20 protein-coding genes are annotated in these 23,226 nt (G+C 72.8%); 9 read left to right on the top strand and 11 right to left on the bottom strand.

What is annotated here, in order from left to right:
• Positions 1–18: 18 nt before the first annotated feature.
• The 7 genes from ACIPVB_RS03200 to ACIPVB_RS03170 all read right to left on the bottom strand — a co-directional run bounded on the left by ACIPVB_RS03200 (position 19) and on the right by ACIPVB_RS03170 (position 9,629).
• Positions 19–1,302, bottom strand: a complete 1,284-nt coding sequence (locus tag ACIPVB_RS03200; protein ID WP_400366914.1) for an allantoate amidohydrolase — start codon at positions 1,300–1,302, stop codon at positions 19–21.
• Positions 1,299–2,531: a pyridoxal-phosphate-dependent aminotransferase family protein gene (locus ACIPVB_RS03195; RefSeq protein ID WP_400366912.1), complete on the bottom strand. Its 1,233-nt coding sequence runs from the start codon at positions 2,529–2,531 to the stop codon at positions 1,299–1,301. Before ACIPVB_RS03195 ends, ACIPVB_RS03200 begins: the two co-directional genes overlap by 4 nt.
• A 235-nt stretch (positions 2,532–2,766) precedes the next feature.
• Positions 2,767–4,434, bottom strand: a complete 1,668-nt coding sequence (locus ACIPVB_RS03190) for an AtzH-like domain-containing protein (protein WP_400366910.1) — start codon at positions 4,432–4,434, stop codon at positions 2,767–2,769.
• A gap of 127 nt (positions 4,435–4,561) precedes the next feature.
• Positions 4,562–5,746 (bottom strand): acetamidase/formamidase family protein, encoded by a 1,185-nt coding sequence (locus tag ACIPVB_RS03185; protein ID WP_400366908.1) that lies wholly within the window; start codon positions 5,744–5,746, stop codon positions 4,562–4,564.
• Complete coding sequence (allB, locus tag ACIPVB_RS03180; protein WP_400366906.1) at positions 5,743–7,077, bottom strand: allantoinase AllB; 1,335 nt, start codon at positions 7,075–7,077, stop codon at positions 5,743–5,745. Before allB ends, ACIPVB_RS03185 begins: the two co-directional genes overlap by 4 nt.
• 51 nt (positions 7,078–7,128) lie before the next feature.
• Positions 7,129–7,851 (bottom strand): aspartate/glutamate racemase family protein, encoded by a 723-nt coding sequence (locus ACIPVB_RS03175; RefSeq protein ID WP_400366904.1) that lies wholly within the window; start codon positions 7,849–7,851, stop codon positions 7,129–7,131.
• Positions 7,848–9,629 (bottom strand): NCS1 family nucleobase:cation symporter-1, encoded by a 1,782-nt coding sequence (locus tag ACIPVB_RS03170; RefSeq protein ID WP_400366902.1) that lies wholly within the window; start codon positions 9,627–9,629, stop codon positions 7,848–7,850. The genes ACIPVB_RS03175 and ACIPVB_RS03170 overlap by 4 nt, the downstream gene beginning before the upstream one ends.
• A gap of 159 nt (positions 9,630–9,788) precedes the next feature.
• On the opposite strand from ACIPVB_RS03170, the gene ACIPVB_RS03165 reads away from it, so the two are divergent.
• The 7 genes from ACIPVB_RS03165 to ACIPVB_RS03135 all read left to right on the top strand — a co-directional run bounded on the left by ACIPVB_RS03165 (position 9,789) and on the right by ACIPVB_RS03135 (position 15,595).
• Entirely contained in the window at positions 9,789–10,508 is a 720-nt protein-coding gene (locus ACIPVB_RS03165; RefSeq protein WP_400366900.1) for a helix-turn-helix domain-containing protein, read from the top strand.
• Positions 10,509–10,736: 228 nt separating this feature from the next.
• Positions 10,737–11,264: a 2-oxo-4-hydroxy-4-carboxy-5-ureidoimidazoline decarboxylase gene (uraD, locus tag ACIPVB_RS03160; protein WP_400366898.1), complete on the top strand. Its 528-nt coding sequence runs from the start codon at positions 10,737–10,739 to the stop codon at positions 11,262–11,264.
• Positions 11,261–11,581: a hydroxyisourate hydrolase gene (uraH, locus tag ACIPVB_RS03155; protein ID WP_400366896.1), complete on the top strand. Its 321-nt coding sequence runs from the start codon at positions 11,261–11,263 to the stop codon at positions 11,579–11,581. Before uraD ends, uraH begins: the two co-directional genes overlap by 4 nt.
• A gap of 8 nt (positions 11,582–11,589) precedes the next feature.
• Positions 11,590–12,774: an FAD-dependent urate hydroxylase HpxO gene (gene hpxO / locus ACIPVB_RS03150; protein ID WP_400366894.1), complete on the top strand. Its 1,185-nt coding sequence runs from the start codon at positions 11,590–11,592 to the stop codon at positions 12,772–12,774.
• Positions 12,775–13,015: 241 nt separating this feature from the next.
• Positions 13,016–13,366, top strand: a complete 351-nt coding sequence (locus ACIPVB_RS03145) for a carboxymuconolactone decarboxylase family protein (RefSeq protein ID WP_400366892.1) — start codon at positions 13,016–13,018, stop codon at positions 13,364–13,366.
• A gap of 4 nt (positions 13,367–13,370) precedes the next feature.
• Complete coding sequence (locus tag ACIPVB_RS03140; RefSeq protein WP_400366890.1) at positions 13,371–14,720, top strand: M20/M25/M40 family metallo-hydrolase; 1,350 nt, start codon at positions 13,371–13,373, stop codon at positions 14,718–14,720.
• Positions 14,721–14,878: 158 nt separating this feature from the next.
• Positions 14,879–15,595, top strand: coding sequence for a GNAT family N-acetyltransferase (locus ACIPVB_RS03135; protein WP_400366888.1), 717 nt, complete (start codon positions 14,879–14,881; stop codon positions 15,593–15,595).
• Positions 15,596–15,641: 46 nt separating this feature from the next.
• Here the strand turns inward: ACIPVB_RS03135 and ACIPVB_RS03130 are convergent, their stop codons facing one another.
• Together ACIPVB_RS03130 and ACIPVB_RS03125 are read right to left on the bottom strand one after the other, a co-directional pair.
• A complete protein-coding gene (locus ACIPVB_RS03130; RefSeq protein WP_400366886.1) occupies positions 15,642–16,499 on the bottom strand; it encodes a PhzF family phenazine biosynthesis protein in 858 nt (285 codons plus the stop codon).
• A gap of 223 nt (positions 16,500–16,722) precedes the next feature.
• The gene (locus ACIPVB_RS03125; RefSeq protein WP_400366884.1) at positions 16,723–17,247 is read right to left on the bottom strand and encodes an adenine phosphoribosyltransferase; all 525 of its coding nucleotides are present in this window, start codon (positions 17,245–17,247) and stop codon (positions 16,723–16,725) included.
• 345 nt (positions 17,248–17,592) lie between these two features.
• On the opposite strand from ACIPVB_RS03125, the gene ACIPVB_RS03120 reads away from it, so the two are divergent.
• Positions 17,593–19,272 carry a glycoside hydrolase family 13 protein gene (locus ACIPVB_RS03120; protein ID WP_400366882.1) on the top strand — a complete coding sequence of 560 codons (1,680 nt, stop codon included), beginning with the start codon at positions 17,593–17,595 and terminating at the stop codon, positions 19,270–19,272.
• Positions 19,273–19,300: 28 nt separating this feature from the next.
• A complete protein-coding gene (locus tag ACIPVB_RS03115; RefSeq protein ID WP_400366880.1) occupies positions 19,301–20,308 on the top strand; it encodes a LacI family DNA-binding transcriptional regulator in 1,008 nt (335 codons plus the stop codon).
• 64 nt (positions 20,309–20,372) lie between these two features.
• On the opposite strand, the gene ACIPVB_RS03110 is transcribed toward ACIPVB_RS03115, so the two are convergent.
• Complete coding sequence (locus ACIPVB_RS03110; protein WP_400366878.1) at positions 20,373–21,500, bottom strand: septum formation family protein; 1,128 nt, start codon at positions 21,498–21,500, stop codon at positions 20,373–20,375.
• Between the two features lie 111 nt (positions 21,501–21,611).
• Positions 21,612–22,805 (bottom strand): NAD(P)/FAD-dependent oxidoreductase, encoded by a 1,194-nt coding sequence (locus ACIPVB_RS03105; protein ID WP_400366876.1) that lies wholly within the window; start codon positions 22,803–22,805, stop codon positions 21,612–21,614.
• Positions 22,806–23,226 lie beyond the last annotated feature (421 nt).

Below are 23,226 nucleotides of genomic sequence, written 5' to 3'. Positions count from 1 at the left end.
CCATTCTCGCGCGGACGCTCAGCGGGACTCGGCCGCCAGGTGCAAGACCGACTCGGCCAGGGCGCGGATGCCGGCCGCGACGTCCGCACCCCGGACCGACTCGGCGGGATGATGGCTGATTCCCTCGGCGTTGCGCAGGAACAACATGCCGACGCCAGTGATGGCCCCGATCGCCATCGCGTCGTGCCCCGCCCGACTGAACAGGGTCGGGGCCTCGGCGCCGATGCCGGCACGCACGACGTCCTGCAGCAGGGGCGCGCAGAAGACGGCGGGAGCGGTGTGCACCTCACGGGAACGCCACCGCAGTCCGCGGCGGCCCATGATGGCATCCAACTCCGCCGCGATCGACGTCCAGGTGTGATCGCGAGTGTCGTCGAACTCCCCCCGCAGGTCGAGCGAGAAATGCGCCTCGCCCGGCACGACGTTCACCGCACCGGGGAACGCCTCGAGCTGACCCACCGTGCCGATGATGTGATGCTCGCCGCGGCAGATCCGCTCCACCGCGAGCGCCGCCTCGCTCGCGCCCAGCAACGCATCGCGCCGCATGTCGTACGGCGTCCCGCCCGCGTGCCGGGCCTCTCCCTCGACGATCAGCTGAAAACGCCGTGCCGACGCGATCGACGACACCGCGGCGAGCGCCTGGTCGGCGCGATCGAGCTCCGGGCCCTGCTCGATGTGCGCTTCAAGATAGGCCACGAGCTCGTCGGGGCGGCGCGCGGCCTCACCCACTCGACCGGGGTCGAGTCCGAACTCGCGGAAAGCCTGGCGCAGGGTGGAGCCGTCGGCATCCGTCAGCTCCCACCAGGACTCGTCCCATTGACCCGCCACCGCCGATGACCCGAGCAACGCTTTGCCGAAACGCGTGCCCTCCTCGTCGCTGAACGCGATCACCTCGAGGGCGAACGGGAACGGACTCGTCGCCACGCCGTCGGCGTCGACGTGGCGCACCAGACGCACGACCTCGAGCGCCATCAGCACACCGACGATGCCGTCGTACCGACCCGCATCGGGGACCGTGTCCAGGTGCGAGCCCATCAGCAGGGCGGGAGCGTCGGGGACGCCGGCGGGAGCCAAGCGGCCCACCTGATTGCCCGCCGCGTCCTGCCGCGTCGTCATGCCCAGCTCGCGCATCCACTCCGCGGCCAGGCGGTTGACCCGCGCGTGCTCCGGCGAGAGATACACGCGCTCGATCCCGCCCGTCATCGACGAGACGCGAGCCAGTTCCTCGCACCGACCCATCACGCGTCGCGCCGCCGACGCGATGCGCTCGGGGGATGCCGACAACCGGGTCGCGACCGTCATCGCGCTGCCGCCGCGTAGACCGCCTGCGCCGCCTCGACGCCCCCGCCGGCCGGCACCGCAGCGCCGTGGCGACGCAGCACCGCCTCGAGGGCGGCAAGCGTCGTGAGCACCGCGTCGGTGCGGGCGTTGTACCCCATGGTGCCGATGCGCCACACCCGGCCGTGCAACGGCCCGAACGACGTGCCGATCTCGATCCCGAAGTCGCTCAACAGCTCCGACCGGACCGCGTCGCCGACGACCCCGTCCGGGATCTCGACGGCGACGACGTTGGTCATCTTGTGCGCGACGTCGCCGAACACCGTCAGGCCCAGACCCTCGACACCGGCGAGCATCGCATCGCCGTGCAGGCGGTGGCGGTGGATGGTGGCATCCCGGCCCTCGAGAAGCAGCACGCGGGCGCACTCCCGCGCCCCGTAGAGCATGGTCGTCGCCTCGGTGTGGTGGTTCAGGCGGCGCGGTCCCCAGTAGTCGAGGATCATCGCGAGGTCGAAGTAGTTGGAGCGGATGAAGTCGGATGCCGAGGCGTCGCCCTCTTCGCGGATCCCGGCCTCGACGCGGGCGCGCGAACGCACCACCTCGACGGCCCGGTCCGACAGGCTGATCGGTGCCGACCCCGACGGCCCGCCCAGGCACTTCTGCAGGCCGGCGGTGGCAGCATCCAGTCCCCACGCGTCCATCTCGAAGGGGTTCCCGCCCAGCGACGCGGTGGCATCGGTGTAGAAGAGGGCGCCGTGCGCGCGGCAGATCTCGCCGATCTCGTCGAGCGGCTGCAGCATCGTCGTCGAGGTGTCGCCCTGGACGCAGGCCACCAGATGCGGTTTCACCCGCTCGATCGCCTCGCGGATCGTCGACACCGGGAAGACCTCGCCCCAGGGCACCGCGATCGTGTGCACCTCGGCGAGGGCGCGCTCGGCGATCTCGGCGAGCAGGTGACCGAAGCGGCCGAAGACCGGTACGAGAACGCGGTCGCCGGGGCGGATCAGCGACACCATCGCCGCCTCGATCCCCGCGCGGCTCGTGCCGTCGATCAGCAGCGTCGCGTCGTTGGCGGTGCCCCAGACCTCGCGGTACAGGGCCTGCGTCTCGGTCATCGTCGCCGTCATGAACGGGTCGTACTGGCCGACCAGCGGGGCCCCCATCGCGCGCAGCACGCTCGGGTACGCCGAGATGGGACCGGGGCCCATGAGCAGACGGGCGGGCGGGTCGATCGGGCCGGGGAGGTGGGACATCAGGACTCCGTAGTGCAGGGGTGGGATGCGGGGGTACGCGGGATGGCGTGCCGGGGCGCCGGTCGACGCGGGGCGGCGTGCCGGGGCGCGGGGGTACGCGGGGCGGCGGGCCGCGGCGCAGGGGTACGCGGGATGGCGTGCCGGGCTCCGGAGATACGGGCAGCTCGTGCCCGTCGGTCGGCGGGGATCCGCTGCTCGTGGCGTTCGATCCGGAGCGCGGCACACACTGCGCGGGTCATCGGCCGCCCCCCGCCGCGACAAGGGCCTCGAGGCGGCGGGCGAGACGGACCAGCGCGATGTCGGTGCCCGCGCGAGACACCAGGCACACGCCCACGGGCGCACCCTCCACCGTCAGCAGGGGCACCGAGACCGCGGGCAGCCCCGCCGCCGCGGCGGGGGCGGTCATGCGCAGGGTCGCGGAGCGGACGGCATCCACATCAGCGGTCCGAAGCGGTGCCGGACCGGGAACCGTCGGAAACATCAGCACCGCGTCGAGGACGAGGTCGGCGAGGTGCGCGGCGATCGGCTCGAGGTCGCGGCGGGCGGCGGCCTCGTCGGCGGCGGTGATGCGCGCTGCGGCGGCGAAGCGCTCCGCGACCGCGGCACCCACAGCCCCGGGGTGCGCACGCAGCCACTCGCCGTCGTTGCGCCAGGCCTCGGCGCCCTGCACCGTCCGGAACGCGGTGAACGCGGCATCCACGTCGACCGCGTCGACGGCGCGCAGGGACGGAGGATCCTCGGATGCCGCGAGCGCGGCGAGGAGTCGAGAGAACACCGCGCGGGTGTCGGGATCAACGCAGTCGAGGATCCCCTCGGGCACGAGAAGGCGCCATGGCAGGTCGTCGCCGGAGGCGCCGTAGACGTTCTCGGTCGTCGCGGAACCGTCGTAGCTGAGGCACCACTCGGCCACGCGCTGCAGCGTCTCGCCGTCGCGCGTGAGCCAGCCGATCGTGTCGAACGACTGCGCGAGCGGCAGCATCCCCTGACGCGGGACGAGGTCGTGGGTCGTGCGCAGGCCCCACAGGCCCTGGTACGACGCGGGTACGCGGATGGAGCCCGCGGTGTCGGTCGCGAGACCGACGTCGGCGTGGCCGAGGGCGACGGCCGCGGCCGGTCCGCTCGAGGATCCCCCGGGCAGCGCACCGACGACCGCGCCGTTGGGCGGGGTGCCGTAGTGCACGTTGTCACCCGCGATCGAGTACGCGAACTCGTCGGTGCGGGCGATCCCCCGCAGCGACGCCCCGGCGCGCAGCAGGTCGGCGACCGCGGGAGCGGTGACCTTCTCGGGACGCGCCTGCTCGAGGTACGTCGGATTGCCGGCGCCGATGCGGAATCCCGCGATCGCGAAGAGGTCCTTCACCGCGACGGTGAGTCCGGCGAGCGGTCCCTCCCGCGCGCCCTGCAGGAACGGGTCGCCGACGCTGCGCCAGATCGACCGGTCGAACGCCGGCGTGCGCGGGGTGACGTGCGCGGCGGTGATGACCCACCGGCCGTCGACGTGCTCCCACACCTGCGTCTGCAGACCGCGGCCTCCGCCGGTGAAGCGCGACACCGACGCGAGCAGCGCGACGTCACCGTCGATGCTCGCGGCGTCGTCGTCGGCGTGCGGACGGGGGCCCCGGGCCAGCGGGCGGTAGTGCACGTCGGCGATCTCGCGCGGGGGGACGCCGCCGCGCAACGACCGGAATCCGCTGATCGCGTCGTGTCCGACGAGCAGGCCGCCGGAATCCCCGCGCAGGGTCTCGGGTCCGGGTGCGAAGAACGCGTCGAGAGCGTCGAGATCGTTCGCCACGATCGCCCGCTCGTACGCCTCGAAGGCAGCCCGCAGGTCGGCGGGGATCGTGGCATCCGTCACTGTCGTCCCTTTCTCGGCGCGTCGTCGGACGTCGAGTGTCCACGACATGCGGATGCTCGCGCGACCCATCCGCGTGTCGTGGACACTGAACCATCGTCCGCAGCGCGACGCAGGATGATGCCGAGGGATGCGCCGGGGGCCTCGGCACGGGCCAGGGCGGCGGCGAGCGCGGCGCTCACGCGGCACCCCCGTCGCGGTCCAGCGGCACCGGCTCCACGGCCGGAACTCCCGCGAAGTCGGCCTCGCGGATGCGCGCGTGCACGCCCGAGACGATGTCGACGACCTGCGAGATGTCGAAGTCGGTCGCCGCACTCAGGTAGGCGTAGGCGAGGTGCTCGTCCATCCCCCACCGCCCGTTCATCAACGTGAGCGCGGCGCGCACGCACGCGCGCATCGCGGCGTCGAGGTCGGGGTCCATGCCGGTGGGCACGAGAAATTCGGGGGTGCGCACGAGCGGGCCGGTGACGTCTCCGAACGCGGCGCGGGCGGCATCCGCGGGGATCACCTCGAAGCGCAGCGTCGCCCGGAGCGAGGCCTCGAGCGCCGTGAGCGCCACCTCGCCATCACCCTGGGCGAAGTGCGGATCGCCGACGTAGGCCATCGCCCCCTCGACCTGCACCGGGAGGAAGAGGGTCGTCCCCTCGACGAGCAGGTTGATGTCGATGTTTCCGCCGTGGGCGCCGGGCGGAACGGAGTGCGGTCGCTCGTCGGCGGCGACGGCGACGCCCATGGTCCCCAGGAACGGCGCGAGGGGGAACGCCACGACCGGCGGTCCGCCCTCGACCACCGGAAGCGTGCCGAAGAGCGCACCCGCGCGCTCCTCGACCGACGCGAAGACGCTGACGTTGTGCTCGGTACGGGGCAGTTCGCCCGGCAGCGCCCCCTTGCCGTGACGGTTCGAGATGACCCCGTAGGGCACGCGCGGCACGAGGGTGTCGACGGTGATCTTGAGCAGGTCGCCGGGGCGCGCGCCCGCCACGCGGACGGGTCCGACGACGACGTGCGGTCCGTCGGCGAAGGGATCCCGCGAGACGGATGCCGCGATCTCGACCGCGTCATCGAGCACCTCGTCGACGGGCACGCCGTGCGCGCCGAAGAACGCTCGCGGGTCCTTGCCCTGGTCGTCGAGCACGCCCTCGTGGCTGACCGTGTCGAACGTCACGCTCTCACCCGACGCGATCTCGAGGACCGCCGCGTCGCTCGCGCACGGAAGGCGCCCCCACAGCACGGTCGCCGGGGTGGCGGGGAGGTAGTGGTCGCCGGGGATGGGGCCCGTGTGCCGCTGGAGGATCGGGAAGGAGGAACGGGCGCTGGGGGTCCCGGTCCCGTCGACGGGCTCGGCGACCTCGGCGGCGGTCATGCGGGCACCACCGTGGGGGCGGGGAGGATCTCGCGACCCTCGCGCTCGGTCACGGGCGCACCGCGACGATAGGCGGACACCCCGCGCAACCAGGTCTCGCGGACAACGCCGAGGAGCGTCTCGCCGTGCCACGGCGACACCGGATTGCGGTACTCGAGGCGGGCGGCATCCACGACGAATGGCTCGTCGGGGGCGAAGGCGACGAGGTGCGCCGGGGCGCCGGGCGCGATCACGCCCAGTCCGGCGAGTCCCGCGATGCGGGCGGGTCCGGTCGTCAGCAGCGGCAGCAGCGACTCGAAGGCGAGGCCGCGCTCGCGGGCCGTCGTGTGCACGGCCGACAGCCCCGTCTGCAGGCCCGAGATGCCGCCCCACGCGAGACCGAAGTCGGGGTGGCCCTTGAGCTCCACGGTCGCGGGCGAGTGGTCGCTGACGATCGCGTCGATCGTGCCGTCGATCACCCCGGCCCACAGCTGGTCGCGGTTGTCGCCGCCACGGATGGGCGGGCAGCACTTGAACGCACCGGCACCGTCGGGCACCGCCTCGGCGTCGAGCGTGAGGTAGTGCGGGCAGGTCTCGACCGTGAGACGGACGCCCTCGGCCTTCGCCTCGCGGACGGCGGCGAGCGCGCCCCCGTCGGAGACGTGCACGATGTGCGCCCGCGCCCCGGTGCGTCGTGCGGCGGCGATGACGCGTTCGATCGCGGCGCGCTCGCTCATCGGGGGCCGGCTGCGCTCGAAGTCGCGGTAGTGCGGACCCAGTGCGCCGTCCGCGTGCAGGTGGGCGGGGTCTTCGGCGTGCACGATCAGCACCCCGTCGAAGACGGCGATCTCGGCGAGGCACCGCTCGAGCTGGTCGGCGTCGAGGTGGCCGAACTCGTCGATCCCGCTCGGCGAGAGGAAGCACTTGAACCCCACCACGCCGGCGTCGGCGAGCGCGCGCAGCGAGCCGAGGTTCTCGGGCACGGCCCCTCCCCAGTACGCCACGTCGACGGCGAGCTTTCCCCGGGCGGCGGCGCGCTTGGCATCCAGCGCCTCGACCGTGGTGGTGACGGGCAGGCTGTTCAGCGGCATGTCGACCACCGTCGTGACGCCGCCCGCGGCCGCCGCGGCGGTGCCCGTCGCGAAGCCCTCCCACTCGGTGCGCCCGGGTTCGTCCAGGTGCACGTGCGAGTCGACCAGACCCGGCAGCAGCACGGCGTCGGCGGGCAGCACCGTCTCGGCCGAGGCGTCGAAGGGGTCGATGCACGTGATGAGGCCGTCGTCGATCACGACGGTGGCGGGCGCGAACGCGCCGTCGAGGTAGACGCGTCGGGCGGCGATCCGGGTGCTCATGTCGCTCACGTTAGGCACCTCGCGTTTCGCCGATGTAACCGTCATCAACATTCACGCGAACACCTCGACGGGTCGGCGCACGGGCGGGCTCGCGTACTCGTCGCGCTTGCTCGTGCCGAGCCCCATCCGCACCATCCCGGATGCCACGCCCACCGCCGCGGCCACTCCGTCGACCACCGGGACCCCGACGCGAGCGGTCAACTCGGCGCAGAGGTCGGCCATGCCCGCGCACCCGAGCACCACCACATCGGCCCCGCCCTCCGCCGCCTCGGCACTCAGCCCGGCGATGGTCGCCACCGCCGCGGACGTGGTGTCCTCGAGGTCGAGCACGGGGATGCCGGTCGCCGCGAGCGAGACGCACGAGCGTTCCATGCCGTAACGCGCGACGAGGTCGCGGGCCCGGCCCAGGGTGCGGCTCAGGGTCGTCACGACACCGAAGTGCCGCCCCGACACGGCGGCGAGGTGCATCGCCGCCTCGGCGATCCCGACGACGGGGACGGTGACCAGCTCGCGCGCCGCATCCAGCCCCGGGTCGCCGAAGCAGGCGATCACGTAGGCGTCGGCGGGCGATCCGCCGTCACGGTCCGCGGCGACGAGCTCCGCCACCGCCGCGGCGGCCTCGATCTCGTCGAGGTGGGTCTCGATCGCCGCGGCGCCGGTCGCGGGGCACACCGCGTCGATCTCGATGCCCGGTCCCGCCACCCCCCGGGCGGCGTCCGCGATCTTCGCGGTCATCGCCCGGGAGGTGTTGGGGTTGATGAGCAGGATCCTCACGCGAGTGCCTCGCGCGGGCCGTCGGCGCCCCGGCGGGACGTCTGCGTCGTGCCGCGCTCCGGATTCGCGGGGTCCTTCGCCGCGTCCGCGGCCGCTGCGGCTGTGATGGGCGCCGAGACTCCGGAGCCCTGCACGGCTCGGGCCGCGTGCGCGACCGTCTGCGCCTGCACGGGCACCTCGGCCGAGACGGCCGGGGGCTCCGAGGCCGTCGTCGCGGCCGCGCCATCGACCGTGCCGTCCGAGATGCCCTCGGTCTGGCCCTCGAAGGTCGGGATGCGCGGGTCGAGCCGCTCGAAGAACAGGAAGAGTCCCAGACCCAGCGCGCAGCCGATGAACCAGCTGTAGTCGCTCACGGCCGACACGTCGAACAGGCCCAGGTCGGCGAACAGCTTCGGGAAGATCGCGACGGCGACCGTGGGGACACCCGCGGCGATGACGGCCTTGACCGCGTTCGGGTTGAAGCCGTTGCGGTACCAGTAGGGGCCCGCGGCATCCATCGTGAACATCGCATCGACGTTCACGCGCTGGCGTGCGGCGAAGTAGTAACCCGCGATCAGGATGCCGAAGAGCGGGCCGATCAGCGCACCCAGCACGCCGAGGGAGTAGTGGATCGCGTCGGCGTTGGAGTACCAGTTCCACGGCATGAGGAACGTCGAGCCGACCGCGGCGATCATGCCGCCCGCGCGCCACGAGATCTTCTTGGGCGCGACGTTCGAGAAGTCGAACGCCGGCGAGATGAAGTTGGCGACGATGTTGATGCCGACCGTGGCGGTGACGAAGGTGAGTCCGCCCAGCAGGATCGCGAACGGGGTGTCGATGCGCTCGACGGTGGCGATGGGGTCGGTGAGCAGTTCGCCGAACACCGGGACCGTCGCGGATGCCGTGATGACGGTGAGCAGCGAGAAGAACAGGAAGTTGATGGGCAGGCCCCAGAAGTTGCCCTTCTTCACCGCCGCGAAGCTCTTGCCGTAGCGGGCGAAGTCACCGAAGTTGAGCATCGGGCCCGAGAAGTACGACACGACCAGCGCGATGGCCGCGAACATCACGGGGATCGACGCCCAGAAATCGAGCTGCGTGGTCGACAGGGTGAACGAGATGTTCTCGATGCCCGCCTGCGAGACGAGGTACACCGCGAGCACGATCATCACGAGGTAGACCGCGGGGCCCGCCCAGTCGATGAAGCGGCGGATGACCTCCATGCCGTTCCAGAACAGCAGGAACTGCGCGGTCCACAGGATCGCGTACGAGATCCAGCCGAGGGCAGACAGCCCCGCGAACGACACGTCGAGCAGGGCGGCCGAGCCCGGGACGAACTTCAGGAAGACGATGTTCAGCGACTCGGCCGCGAGGAAGGTCTGCACGCCGTACCAGGCGATGGCGATGAGACCGCGGATGATCGCGGGGATGTTCGCACCCCGGATGCCGAAGACCACGCGGTTGATGACGGGGTAGGGCACGCCCGTCTTCTGGCTGGGCTTGGCGACGAGGTTGGCGAAGACCTGAACGATGACGATGCCCGCGATCAGGGCGACGAGCACCTGCCAGGACTGCAGGCCGAGGGCGAACAGCGAGCCGGCGGTGACGTAGCCGCCGACGGAGTGCACGTCGCTCATCCAGAACGCGAAGATGTTGTAGCTCGACCACTTCTGCTTGCGCAGCGGAGCGAGGTCCTCATTCGCCAGACGCTCGTCGTAGTGGGGCTTCATGTTGCCGCCCCCGTGGGGGTGGCCGGCGGCCTCCACGAGGTCGTGGGGGCCGGTGAGGGGTGTGGAAGTCATGTCATTCCTCTCAGGACGATGGATGCCACGACGTGGAGTCCGCGGCCGGAGTGGAGCTCTGATGTGAAGTTATGGGTTCACGCGACGCGAGCGGTTTCGCTCGTGTAACGAGCTTGTGAAGTCGCTCCTTCACACCCCGGGCATCCCTAGACTCGGGGCATGACGCAGCCGCCCCTCGCCGAAGCCGTCGACCAGGGCGCGGTCGCAGCGAGCCCGGCCGAGGAGCGTCCCGCGGCGGGAGCGGCATCCGCCGGCAGCGCCTCCCGCGCGCAGGCGCGTCCCGCCGACGGCGGCGCCACGGCGACCGAGCCCTCGACATCCGTCGGCGCCCGCATCCGCGATCTCCGTCAGGCCCGGGGCATCTCCGCTCGCTCCCTGGCGAAGTCCCTCGGCATCTCGCCCAGCGCCGTGTCGCAGATCGAGCGCGGGGTGCTGCAGCCGAGCGTCTCGCGGCTCATCGCCATCACCGACGCCCTCGGCGTCCCGCTCGTGGCGGCATTCGACCCGGCATCCGACCGCCCCGTCGACCCCGTCGGCCCCTCGGGATTCACCCTGCAGCGCGCCGGGCAGTCGCCCGACATCGTGCTCGACAGCGGGGTGTCGTTCCGCCGCCTCACCCCCGGCTCCTCCCCCGGCGTCGACTACTTCGAGTCGGTGTACCCGCCCGGGGCCTCGGCCCACGGCGCCGACGAACTGTTCCACCACGAGGGGTACGAGGTCGGCACCCTCGTCGCGGGTGAATTGACCATCGACTTCGAGGCCGAGCGGGTGATCCTGCGGGCGGGGGATGCCATCAGCTACCCCTGCTCGGTCCCCCACCGGCTGCACAACACCGGCGCCGTCGACGCGGTCGCGCACTGGCTGATCGTGCACGCCTGACGCGCGCGGCACGGTCGCGGCCAGCGCCGCCGACGCACCGGGGCGCCGGACGTGCACCGGGGCGGTCCCCCGACGCCCCGCTGCACCGACCGCGCCCCACCCACGCCAACCCCCCCCCTTGCCAGGAGCCCCGCGCGATGCGACGCCTCGCGCAGAATGTTGCCCATGGCAACATCGCCGACACATCCCGCCACGGCCCTGTAACGCAGCGCGCCTAGCCTGACCGGCATGCACCTGCACGACTTCCATGCCCTCGACGACGCGGATGCCACGGCTGTCGCGCGCGTGTGGGCCGACGTTCCGGGCTGGGTTGACGCCGTCGTCGCGGGTCGACCCTACGCGAGCGTCGACGCCCTCGCCGGCTACGCGGGAGACCTCGCCTCGGCCTGGTCGCCGGATGACCTCGAGGCCGCGCTGCACGCGCATCCCCGCATCGGCGCGAGAGTCGCGGGCGACGGGACCGCAGCGGCGGCATCGCGTCGCGAGCAGGGGTCGATGGCCTCCGCCGCCGACGACGACGTCGCGGCCATCGCCGCGGGCAACGTCGCCTACGAGGAGCGGTTCGGACGCGTCTTCCTCATCCGCGCGGCGGGGCGCACGCCCGGCGAGATGCGCGCCGAGCTGGAACGACGCCTGACGAACGACCCCGAGGCCGAGACGATCGAGGCCACCCGCCAGCTCGCCGAGATCGCACTGCTGCGTCTGCGCACGACCTTCGCCGACGACGCTCCCGCCGAACCGGAGGCCGCGGAATGACGCACGTCACCACCCACGTCTTGGATTCCACCGCCGGCACCCCCGCGGTCGGGGTCACCGTGACACTGGCCCATCTCGACGGCGCGGCCATCGATTCCGCCACCACCGACGTCGACGGACGCCTCTCGCTCGGCCCCGATCTGCTCGACGACGGCGACTACGCCCTGACGTTCGGCACCGGGGCGTACTTCCGCGAGCGGGGGGTCTCGTCGTTCCACCCGGTCGCGACGATCGCGTTCACCGTCTCGGGCGAAGCGCACCTGCATGTGCCGCTGCTGCTGAGCCCCTTCGCCTATTCGACCTACCGCGGCAGCTGAGGAGCGACATGAAGGTCATCGTCATCGGAGCCGGGGTCGGCGGAACCTCGGCGGCCCTCGCCCTGCAGAAGCTCGGGCACGAGGTGGTCGTGTACGACCGCATGCGCGAGAACCGGCCGGTCGGGGCCGCCTTGTCGCTGTGGTCGAACGGTGTGAAGGTGCTCAACTGGCTCGGTCTGGGGCCGCAGGTCGCCGCCCTCGGAGGCCGGATGGACGACATGGCCTACTACGACGGGCACACCGGCGACGAGCTCTGCCGCTTCAGCCTCGCCCCCGTCACGGAGCAGACCGGCCAGCGCCCCTACCCCGTCGCCCGGGCGGATCTGCAGAAGCTGATGATGGATGCCGTCGGCCCCACCCGCATCCACCTCGGCGCGCAGCTGACCGACGTGTCCGAAGCCGACGGCGTCGTCACCGCCACCTTCGCCGACGGCTCCACCGACACCGCCGACCTGCTGATCGGTGCCGACGGGGCCCGATCGCTCGTGCGGGATTACGTCACCGAGCCCCGCGGCATCCGTCCCGAACGCCGCTATTCGGGATACGTGAACTACAACGGCCTGGTGGCGGCCGACGAGCGGATCGGACCGCTCGATCAATGGACCACCTATGTCGGCGACGGCAAGCGGTGCGCCGTCATGCCCGTCGCGGGCGACCGCTTCTACTTCTTCGTCGACGTGCCCGGACCCTCGGGTGTGGTCGAAGACCGCATGGCGGCGCTCGAGCACGCGTTCGGGTCGTGGGGCGCCCCGGGCGTGCGGGCCCTGCTCGACGGGATCGACCCCGACGAGTCGCTGAACCGCGTGGAGATCTGGGACATCGACCCCTTCGACACCTGGGTGCGGGGGCGCGTGGCGATCCTGGGAGACGCGGCGCACAACACCGCTCCCGACATCGGGCAGGGCGCGTGCTCCGCGCTCGAGGACAGCTTCGCCCTCGGCATCGTCTTCGCCACCTCGACCCTCGGCGTCGAGGACTCGCTGAAGCGCTACGAGCGCATCCGCACCGAACGGGCGGGCGACCTGGTGCTGCGCGCCCGCAAGCGCGCCCACGAGACGCACGCCTTCGATGTCGCAGCGACCCAGGCCTGGTACGACGGCCTGCGCCGCGAGGACGGCACGGGCGTGATCCGCGGGATCGTCGGCAACATCGACGGCAGCCCCGTCGAACTCGGCGCCAGCGTGATGCGGTGACGACCGCGGGCGCCGCGCTCACGTCTCGAGCGGCGGGCCTCGGGTGCGACGCCCGGGCGGGTGCGGGAGGCCCGTTCCACCCGGGCGGATCCCCCTCGGAGAAGTCGGAGCGAACCACCCTCACCCCGCCGAAGAATCGCAACGGTATGTCACCGTGTGACGCACGCCCGCCGGTGCCGGCGACCCCGCGTGGCACCGTGGATGCGACGTATCCGCACCGCTCACGCCGCCGGGAGGCCCCATGTCCGAGTACTTCGATCGCACCGCCGACAAGACGTACACCAAGGTCTATAAGGCCGAGACACCCGACATCCTCGCCGCGTTCGCCGCGTTCAATCAGGCCGTCTTCGCGCCCGAGGGCCGCGCGATCCCGCTGAAGTACCGCGAGCTCATCGCACTGGCCGTCGGCATCACGACCCAGTGCGTCTACTGCATCGACGCTCACTCGCAGAACGCGGTGAAGGCAGGCGCCACCGAGGCCGAACTCGCCGAGGCCGCCTGGGTCGCGACCGCCATTCGCGCGGGCGGCGGGTACGCACACGGACGCCTGGCGTTCAAGCTCGCCGACGACGCCCGCCCCCACCAGCACTGACCCCGTGACCGACGCACCCTCGCCCTCGCCCCTACCCGACGGGCACAACGTACCAGAGCCGGGCCCGCTCGAGACCGAGGCGCTCGAGCACATCCGCGCGCTCATCCGCATCGACAGCATCAACACGGGCGATGCGGCCACGATCGGCGACGGCGAGACGCGCGCCGCGCTCTACGTCAAGGAGCACCTCGACGAGGTCGGCTACGAGACGGTCCTGGTCGAGCCCCGCCCGGGGCGCGCGAGCGTGATCGCCCGGCTGGCCGGTTCGGATCAGGATGCCGGAGCCCTCGTCGCCCACGCGCACCTCGACGTCGTGCCGGTCGATGCCGACGACTGGACGCACCCGCCCTTCGGCGCCGAGATCCACGACGGCCTGCTCTACGGTCGCGGAGCCGTCGACATGAAGGACTTCGCCGGCATGCTGCTGGCCATCGCCAGGGCGTTCCGCCGCGACGGGACTGTGCCGCGGCGCGACCTCATCTTCGCGTTCTTCGCCGACGAAGAAGCCGGGGGCGTCTGGGGCGCCCGGTGGATCGTCGAGAACCGCCCCGAACTCTTCGCCGGAGCCACAGAGGCGCTCAGCGAGGTCGGCGGCTTCTCGATCCCCCTGCCCGACGACCGCCGCGCGTACCTCGTCGCCACCGCCGAGAAGGGCGTGACGGTCGCCACGCTGACCGCCCGTGGAGCCGCCGCGCACGGCTCCCGCCCCACCACCGACAACGCGGTCGTGCGCCTCGCGCGGGCCGTGGCCGCGGTCGGCGCGCATCGCTTCCCGGTCGTCCGGACCGCGACGCTCGAGCGCTTCCTCGAGGTCTACGGACGCGCCGGCGGCGAGCCCCTCGACGGTGACGACCTGTCTCGCCTGGGGTTCTCGGCATCCGTCATCGATGCGGGAGCGCGCAACACGGTCTCGCCGACCGTGCTGACGGCCGGGGGCAAGATCAACGTCATCCCCGCCTCGGCGAGCGCGACGCTCGACGTGCGCGTGGTGCCCGGGCAGGCGGACGTGCTGCGGGACGAGCTCGCGGCCGTCGTCGGCGACGACATCGAGATCGCATGGTCGCGGTACATCCCGGCGATCGAGGCTCCGGCCGAGGGGCGGCTGATGGACGTGCTGCAGGATGCGGTGACCGCCGAAGACCCCGACGGCACCGTCGTGCCGTACCTGCTGCCCGCCAGCACCGACAACAAGCACCTGAGCCGTCTCGGCATCCGGGGCTACGGCTTCGTACCGCTGCGCGTGCCCGCCGACTTCGACGTGTTCGGGCAGTTCCATACCGCCGACGAGTGCGTACCGGTGCAGGCCCTGTTCTTCGGGACCCGGGTGACGGCGCGGATCCTGCGGGACGCGTAGGGCTCGCGCGGAGTCTCGCACCGCCCGACGCCCGCCGAGCCCCCCGCCGTCCCCGCGGCTCGCGCCACCACCGGGGCGCTCCTCGCCCACGGAATGCGCGGCGCCCGGCGCTGTTGTCTTAGGTGCGCCCCGACGCACCTCGCTCAGAACGGATGCCCATGACCACCACCTCCACCCTCCCCGTTCCGCACGCCGACGCCACCGTGCTCGACAATGCGGCCTGGCACTCGCTCGCGGGTCCGCACGCGCACTTCGCGATCGGCGGCGACCTGGTCAAGCGCTATCCCGACGACGTCGCCCCCTTCGTGGCCGTGCGCACCTGGGACGACCCGGACGTGTGGGAGGCGCTGCGCGACCTGGTCGGGCCGGGAGCCGACGTGGGCCTCTCGGGCCTCGAGGGCGAGATCCCGACCGGCTGGGAGTGGGTGGGCGGGGGCGAGGGCGTGCAGCTCGTCGAGACGGACGCGCTGCGCACCCGTCCCGACGACGAGGCCATGGAGCTCGGCGCCGACGACGCCGCGGAGATGATCGCGATCGTCGAGCGGAATCAGCCCGGCCCCTTCCGACCCCGCACGTACGAGCTCGGCCGGTACATCGGCATCCGTCGCGAGGGCCGACTCGTCGCCATGGCGGGCGAGCGCCTGCATCCCACCGGCTGGACCGAGATCAGCGCGGTGGCGGTGGATGCCGACCACCGCCGCCAGGGCCTCGCCTCACGCCTGGTGCTCGACGTCGCCTTCCACATCCAGCAGCGCGGCGATCGTGCGATGATGCACGCCGCCGCGTCGAACGTCAACGCGATCGCCGCCTACGAGCGCCTGGGGTTCGCCCTGCGCCGGCGCAACCGATTCGCGGCGGTGCGCACACCCGCGTGAGTCGGCATCGGCGCGCGATCGCCGGTTCGCGGCGCGGCGCACGGGGTCAGCGCGCGAGCGGCGTCGCCGTCCCGCTGACGCGCACCCCGCCGCTCACCGGGACGTTCACGCGCAGTTCGCTCGGCCGCCCGATGTGCCGCCCCTGTCGGACCGTGAAGCCGAAGGGCGCGACGCGCCCCACGCGGTCGCGGAGGTACGCACCCAGCGCGGCCGCGGCCGACCCCGTCGCGGGGTCTTCGGTGATGTCGACGACGGGGAACAGGTTGCGGGCCTCGAACACCTCGGCATCCGGGCCCTCCGCGTGCACGACCGTCACAGTGCCCGCCCATCCGCACTCGTCCATCAGCGAGCGCAGGGCCGCCGGGTCGAAGCCGACGGCGTCGAAGAGCTCGCGCGAGGCCACCGCGACGATCGGATGCGTGTTGCCCGCGAACGACTGCGCGAGCGGCAGACGCTCGTCGAGGTCGCTCTCGGACAGATCCAGGATGCCGAGCAACCGCCGCGCCACGTCGGGGTCGAGGGTGCTCTGGGCGGGGTCGACGCTGGTGAAGCCCGCGGTCACGCGCCCCTCGGCGTCCCGCGCGGTCTCGAGGGCGATCTCACCGGCGGCCGTATCGAAGACGAAATCCCCCGGGCCCTCCGCGTCGGCCAGGGCAACGGCGGTCGCGATCGTCGCGTGGCCGCAGAACGGCACCTCGGCGCCCGGCGAGAAGTACCGCACGCGCGCGCGGCGGCCCTCCCGCCCGGTCACGAACGCGGTCTCGGGGTAGCCGAGGTCGGTCGCGATGGCCTGCATCCGCGGCTCGTCGAGGCCCGTGGCATCCAGCACGACTCCCGCCGGATTGCCGCCGCCGGGCTCTGCGGCGAACGCGAGCAGATGCCGGATGCCGGGACTCGGGGTCATGCGTCGATTCTGGCCGACGCGGGCTCGGCCGAGACGCGGGGGCCGCGCAGAACTCCTTGAGAAGTCGTGCGGGGACCGAGCCGAACTCCTGAGGAATCGGGCGGCGGGGCCCGATACAGCCGTCACGGGCTCGCCCTCGACCGCGAGCTCAGGAGTTTCGCACGCTGCGCGGGCACGGCTCTCGCGCACGCGCTGCGCGGGCATGGCTCTCGCGGACGCCGCGTCAGATGTGGAAGACGGAGTGCAGGTCGCCGCCGAGCGCCTCGCGGCCGCCCAGCCCGTCGATCTCGAGCAGCGTCGCGATGCCGATGACCTCGCTGCCGACCGCCTGCAGCAGGTCGCGCCCCGCCCCGAGAGTGCCGCCGGTGGCGAGGACGTCGTCGAGCAACAGCACGCGCGCGCCCGCGGCGTTGTCGTCGTGCATCTCGATCCGGGCCGAGCCGTACTCGAGGTCGTACGACATGCTCGCCGCCGGGCGCGGCAGTTTGCCGGCCTTGCGGATCGGCATGAGCCCCACGTTCGCAGCGATCGCCGCGGCGCCGGCGAGCAGGAACCCGCGCGCCTCCACTCCCGCGACGGCGTCGAAACGTCCGGCGAAGGGCTCGATGAGGGCGTCGACGACGGTGCGCAGGGCCGTGGCATCCGTCAGCAGCGGGGTGATGTCGCGGAACACGATCCCGGGCTTCGGATAGTCCGGGATGCTCGTGATGAGCGATTCGGCGCGGGCGAGGGCGGAGGCATCGGGCACCGACCCAGCCTAATCGCGCAGACTCCGGCGTCCGGGGGCGGCGCCGAAACCCGCGCGGTTCGGCACGGGATCGCCGGGGCGGGCACAGCGGCGGGGCATCGCGCCGACACCCGCGCGGTTCGGCACGGGATCGCCGGGGCGGGCACAGCGGCGGGGCATCGCGCCGAAACCCGCGCGGTTCGGCACGGGATCGCCGGGGCGGGCACAGCGGCGGGGCATTGCGCCGACACGCCGCAGCCGCCCCGGCACGACGGGCGTGTCGGCGGAAGCCCCCGCCGCTGTGCCCGCGTCCGACGCCGCCACACCCGTCGACCCTGCTGCAAGCGCTTGCAGTATCGTGGACCCATGACTTTCACGCAGGAAGACGCGCGCACCGAGCTGGCCTCGGCACCGGGCTCGGAGTGGTGGCGCACCGCCGTCATCTACCAGATCTACCCCCGCTCGTTCGCCGACGCCTCGGGCGACGGCCTGGGCGACCTCCCCGGCGTCACGGCGCACCTCGACGACCTGCGCGAGCTGGGGGTGGATGCCATCTGGCTCAGCCCCTTCCAGACCTCGCCGCAGAAGGACGCCGGCTACGACGTCGCCGACTACCGCGACGTCGACCCGATCTTCGGCACCCTGGCCGACTTCGACGCGATGCTCAGCGGTGCGCACGAGCGCGGCATCCGGGTCATCGTCGACCTCGTCCCTAACCACTCCAGCGACCAGCACGTGTGGTTCCAGCAGGCGCTCAAGGCCGCCCCCGGCAGCCCCGAGCGCGCGCGGTACATCTTCCGCGACGGCACGGGCGAGAACGGCGAACTGCCCCCCAACAACTGGGAGAGCGTCTTCGGCGGCGGCATGTGGAAACGCGTGACCGAGGCCGACGGCACGCCCGGGCAGTGGTACCTGCACATCTTCGACGAGACCCAGCCCGACTTCGACTGGACCAACGAAGAGGTGCGCGCCGAGTTCCGTGACGTGCTGCGCTTCTGGCTCGATCGCGGGGTCGACGGCTTCCGCGTCGACGTCGCCCACGGCCTGATCAAGGCCGAGGGCCTGCCCGACTTCACGCCCGACCCCGACGGCGGCTCGATGGGCGGCGACGCCGACTCCGTGCCCTACTGGGGTCAGCCGGGCGTGCACGACGTGTGGCGCGAGTGGCACGGGGTGCTCGCGGAGTACGACGGCGACCGCGCGCTGTGCGCCGAGGCGTGGCTGCCGACGGTCGCCGAGACGGCGCTGTGGGTGCGCCCCGACGAGATGCACCAGGCGTTCAACTTCCACTACCTGGAGACGAAGTGGGATGCCGCCGCCCTGCGCGACGTGATCTCGGAATCGCTGCAGGAGTACGGCGCCGTCGGCGCGCCCAGCACCTGGGTGCTGTCGAACCACGACGTCGTGCGCCACGCGTCCCGCCTGGCGTTGACGGCCGAGAACCCGCAGGGTGCCGGCATCGGGCCGAAGTCGCCCGGAAAGCCCGACCCGGTGAAGGGGCTGCGCCGCGCGCGCGCCGCCACCGCGCTGATGCTGGCGCTGCCCGGCTCGTCGTACCTGTACCAGGGCGAGGAGCTCGGTCTGCCCGAGGTCATCGACCTGCCCGACGACGCGCGCCAGGACCCCACGTGGTTCCGCACGAACGGCGAGCGCTATGGTCGCGACGGCTGCCGCGTGCCGCTGCCCTGGACCGCGGCGGCCCCCGCGTACGGCTTCAACGACACCGGCGCCTCGTGGCTGCCGCAGCCCGGCGAGTGGGCCGGCCTGGCCCACGACGTGCAGATCGACGACCCGTCCTCGACGCTGTCGATGTACCGGGCGCTGCTGGCCGAGCGTCGCGCGCGCGACCTGGGCGCGGGAGCGCTGGAGTGGCTCGACGGATACGGCGACGACGTCGTGGCGGTGCGCAACGGCTCGCTGCTGGTGATCGCCAACCTCGGCGACGCCGCGGTCGACCTGCCCGCGGGCGAGGTGCTCGTGGCCAGCGGCCCGCTCGACGACGACCGCCTGCCCACCGACACGACCGTCTGGATCGCGGCGGCCTGAGCCGCGGCATCCGGGAATCGACGAGGCCGTGGCCGGTATCGACGACGTCGCCCGCCGGGCGGGCGTGTCGACGGCCACGGTCTCGCGTGCGTTGAGCGGGCGCGGTCCCGTCTCGTCCGCGACGCGGGATCGCGTGCGCGCCGCCGCCGACGCGCTCGGATACGTCGTGTCGGCGTCGGCGTCGAGTCTGGCGACCGGACGCACGCGGGCGGTGGGCGTGGTCGTTCCGTTCCTGGACCGCTGGTTCTTCAGCACGGTGCTCGCGGGGATCTCGGACGGACTCGTGCGCCGCGGTTACGACATCACCCTCTACAGCGTCAGCGCCGATCCCGCCGAGCGCCGCCGCGTCTTCGACGACCACCTGCGACGCCAGCGCATCGACGCGGTGATCACCATCGCCCTCGAATTGGATGCCGACGAGTCGGCGCAGCTGAGGGGCCTGGGCGTGCCGATCGTGGCGATCGCCGGACCGAACCCCCTGCTGACCACCCTCACCGTCGACGATCTCGCGGTCGGCCGCCTGGCGACCTCGCACCTGCTCGAACTCGGCCACCGGCGGATCACGCACATCGGCGACGACGGGGCCGGTTCCGCCGATGCCGGATCGTCGGTGCCGGCGCTGCGCCGCCGCGGCTTCGTGCAGAGCCTCGCGGCCGCGGGCATCGACGGTGCCCGGATCGAATCCGCCGACTTCACCATCGAGGGCGGATCGGCCGCCGCCACGCGCGCCCTGAACGCCGACGACGCGCCCACCGCCCTGTTCGCCGCCTCGGACGAGATGGCGATCGGCGCGATCCTCGCGGCGCGGACGCTCGGACTGCGCGTGCCCGAGGACGTCTCGGTCATCGGCGTCGACGGGCACGAGCTCGGCCGGTGGTTCGGCCTGACGACGGTGGACCAGTTCGCCCGCGGCCAGGGCGAGCGCGCCGCCGCCGAAGTGCTCGACGAACTCGACGGCGCCGAACCGGCCCGGGGGCGCGGGACGCTGCCGTTCGAGTTGGTGGACCGCGGGTCGACGGCGCCGCCGCGGGGGTGAGGCACCGCTCGCGACGAGCGCTCCGCTGCGGCCCGCCGCCCCGTGCGCGCAGGCCCGCGGACCCTCAGCGGCCGGAGCCGGCCAGCGAGCCCGTCGTGAGCTCGGTCGCCGGGTCGAACAGCAGGCACGAGATCTCGCGGTCGCCCGACGCCCACGTCTGCTCCGTGGGTCCGACGAAGTAGTAGTTGAGCGTCGAATCGTTGTAGGACGCCCCGACGTACCCCGGGTACGCGGCCTCGCAGCCCGCGAAGGCGGCCTCTTCGATCGCGGGGTCGCCGGGGAACGCGGCGGCGTCGGGCACGTCGAAGCCGGCGAAGATCTCGAAGGCGTGGGGCGCGGCGCAGTCGACCACGTTGCCGGCAGCGATGACCCCGCCGGGCAGCGAGTCCAGGCACGCCCCGACCGTGAGCACCGACGGGTCGACCGCGGCCTGCTCGTCGGGCGCGATCGTCACCTCGCCGTCCTGCGACAGACCGAAGGGGTCGGACCCCGAGGCCCCGGCGCCGAACACCGCGAAGACGACGAACGCCAACGCGGCGACGAAGCCCACGACGGTGAGCACCGCGCCCGCGACGATCCCGGTCAGGGCGAAGCCACGGCCTTTCTCTCCGGTGCGCTTGATCTGCGCCAGCGACAGGGTCCCCGCGACGACACCGCCGATCGGGAAGAGGAACCCCAGGACGATCGCGACGATCGAGAGGGTGTTGGTCCGGCCCGGTGCGGGCTGCGGCGAGGCGTAGATTGGAGGCTCGGCGACGGCGGTGGAGGCGTATCCCGGATAACCGTTCGCCGCGAAGCCCATCGCCGCCGACGACGGCTGAGCGACGACGCCGACGGGCGCCGCGACGGTGAGCAGGCCCTGCTGGGCGAGTCGCGCGCCGGACAGCCGTGCCGTCTCGGTGATGACGTCACCCGTCTCGGCCGCGTCCCTCCGGACCCCTCCGACGGTCGACTGCTCGAAGACGGCCAGCGAGCCCTCGTCGACCGCCGTGACGTGGACGGCGAAGCGGACGGCCACGTCCTGCCCCGCGAACGCCCCGGCCCCGAGCGCGGCGCCGTGGCTGCCCCGCTCGACCTCGAGCGATCCCGACGCCGTCGGCCGCACGTCGAATCCCTGATCGGTCAGCACCGTTGTGAGGGCATCGCGCGCCGCCTCGACGGGGAGGGACAGTCGCAGTTCAGCCGACGTCATGGGGGCTCCTGTGCTCGCGAGCCACGGGGATCGCGGCGTCGGTCCAGGGTACCCGCCGCCCGCCGCGCGGCCCAGGCCCGGAATCGCGTCCGGGCCCGGGCCGCGCGGGACTCAACGGATGCGCCCGACGAGGTCGTCGCGGGTGAGGGTGTCGGCCTCGGCGAGCACCGCCCGCGCGGCGTCGCGGGCGTCCTCGACGTTCCACAGCAGGACGCCGACCACCCGGTCGTCGTCGAGGTAGTACACGACGCCGTGGTCGGCATCCGTCCAGTCCTCCACCGTCTCGAGCGAGGAGTCGAGCGTGCCGACGGCTTCGTAGCGGATGCCGAACACCGCCGAGTAGTAGTAGGGCGTGTGCGTGTACGCCTCGGCGGCGCCCGCGAGGTTGCGCCCCGCCGTCTTGCCCTGCTCGTTGGCGTTGTCGACGTGCTCGACCCGGCGGCGGCCGAGCAGGCGGTCCGGGTAGCTCGCCACGTCTCCCGCGGCGTACACGTCGTCCACCGACGCGCGCAGCTGCGCATCGACCACGACGCCGTCGTCCACCGTGAGTCCCGCGCGCTCGGCGAGGTCGCTCGCCACCTCGATGCCCAGACCGCTGACGACGGCATCGGCGCGCACCTCGTCGTCGTTCTCGAGCTGCAGCTGCACGCCCGAGGCATCCGCTCGTCCGCCGGCGACCTTCGAGCCCGCGACGATCTCGACGCCCGCGTCGCGGAAGAGCTTCTCGAACCGCTCGGCCAGCGCCGCGGGGAACACCGCGTCGCCCAGCACGCTGCCCGTGTGGATGAGGACCGTGTCGACACCGTTCTGCACGAGGGCGGCGGCGAGCTCGGATCCGATGTAGCCGCCGCCGACGACCGCGATGCGATCGACCTCGTCGGTCAGTGCGCGCAGGGCGCGGTAGTCCTCGGCGGTGCGGAACGACAGCGCGCGCGCCCCGCCCGAGTGGTCGTCGATCGGCAGCGGCACGGGCGTGCCGCCGGTGGCGATGAGCAGCTTGCCGTACGAGAAGGCCTGGCCGCCGGCATCCACTTCTTTCGCCTCGGGGCGGATCGCGGTGGCGCGCGTGCGCAGGCGCACGTCGGCGCCCGTGTCGGCGGCGGTACCAAGCGGCACCTTGTCCCACGTGAATTCGTCGTCGGTCCAGAGCTTCTTGCTCAGGGCGGGGCGCGTGTACGGCTCGTCGACGTCGTCGCTCAGGATGCCGATGGACCCGTCGGCGTCGATCTCGCGGATGCCGCGCGCGGCGGTGTCGGCGACCATCCCGCCGCCGACAATGAGGTAGTCGAAGTGTGTGGTGGTCATGCGCTCAGCCTCCCCGCCGCGACCGACCGGACCCGACGGGTTGCGGGGGTGCGCGGGTTGCGGTACCGCCGCCGCTCCTCCGCCGTCCCCGCTGCCCCGCCGCCGCCGCTCCTCCGCCGTCTCCGCTCCCCCGCCGCCGCCGCTCCTCCGCCGTCCCCGCTGCCCCGCCGCCGCCGCTCCTCCGCCGTCCCCGCTCCCCCGCCGCCGCCGCTCCTCCGCCGTCCCCGCTCCCCCGCAACAAAACGCCGCACCCCTCACCCCACGCGACGAAAACTCGCGGGGGAACCGCAACGACCCCGGCGCCGCAACCGCCGCCGCTCCCCCGTGGAAACTCGCCGCACCAGCTACCCCACACGACAAAAACGCGCGGGGGAACCGCGGCAGCGCCGGGACCGACCGCGGCAGCGCCGGGACCGACCGC

The sequence above is a fragment of the Microbacterium sp. NPDC090007 genome, assembly GCF_044748345.1.
In the GTDB taxonomy this organism is placed as follows: domain Bacteria; phylum Actinomycetota; class Actinomycetes; order Actinomycetales; family Microbacteriaceae; genus Microbacterium.
This window is presented reverse-complemented; position numbering and strand designations above follow the sequence as displayed.

Coding starts and splice junctions, on each gene's coding strand:
- ACIPVB_RS03105 (WP_400366876.1), bottom strand. CDS start 22,805: ATGACCACCACACACTTCGACTACCTCATTGTCGGCGGCGGGATGGTC.
- ACIPVB_RS03120 (WP_400366882.1), top strand. CDS start 17,593: ATGACTTTCACGCAGGAAGACGCGCGCACCGAGCTGGCCTCGGCACCG.
- ACIPVB_RS03165 (WP_400366900.1), top strand. CDS start 9,789: ATGACGCAGCCGCCCCTCGCCGAAGCCGTCGACCAGGGCGCGGTCGCA.
- ACIPVB_RS03135 (WP_400366888.1), top strand. CDS start 14,879: ATGACCACCACCTCCACCCTCCCCGTTCCGCACGCCGACGCCACCGTG.
- hpxO (WP_400366894.1), top strand. CDS start 11,590: ATGAAGGTCATCGTCATCGGAGCCGGGGTCGGCGGAACCTCGGCGGCC.
- ACIPVB_RS03190 (WP_400366910.1), bottom strand. CDS start 4,434: ATGTCGTGGACACTCGACGTCCGACGACGCGCCGAGAAAGGGACGACA.
- ACIPVB_RS03185 (WP_400366908.1), bottom strand. CDS start 5,746: ATGACCGCCGCCGAGGTCGCCGAGCCCGTCGACGGGACCGGGACCCCC.
- ACIPVB_RS03145 (WP_400366892.1), top strand. CDS start 13,016: ATGTCCGAGTACTTCGATCGCACCGCCGACAAGACGTACACCAAGGTC.
- allB (WP_400366906.1), bottom strand. CDS start 7,077: ATGAGCACCCGGATCGCCGCCCGACGCGTCTACCTCGACGGCGCGTTC.
- ACIPVB_RS03130 (WP_400366886.1), bottom strand. CDS start 16,499: ATGACCCCGAGTCCCGGCATCCGGCATCTGCTCGCGTTCGCCGCAGAG.
- uraD (WP_400366898.1), top strand. CDS start 10,737: ATGCACCTGCACGACTTCCATGCCCTCGACGACGCGGATGCCACGGCT.
- uraH (WP_400366896.1), top strand. CDS start 11,261: ATGACGCACGTCACCACCCACGTCTTGGATTCCACCGCCGGCACCCCC.
- ACIPVB_RS03170 (WP_400366902.1), bottom strand. CDS start 9,629: ATGACTTCCACACCCCTCACCGGCCCCCACGACCTCGTGGAGGCCGCC.
- ACIPVB_RS03200 (WP_400366914.1), bottom strand. CDS start 1,302: ATGACGGTCGCGACCCGGTTGTCGGCATCCCCCGAGCGCATCGCGTCG.
- ACIPVB_RS03195 (WP_400366912.1), bottom strand. CDS start 2,531: ATGTCCCACCTCCCCGGCCCGATCGACCCGCCCGCCCGTCTGCTCATG.
- ACIPVB_RS03110 (WP_400366878.1), bottom strand. CDS start 21,500: ATGACGTCGGCTGAACTGCGACTGTCCCTCCCCGTCGAGGCGGCGCGC.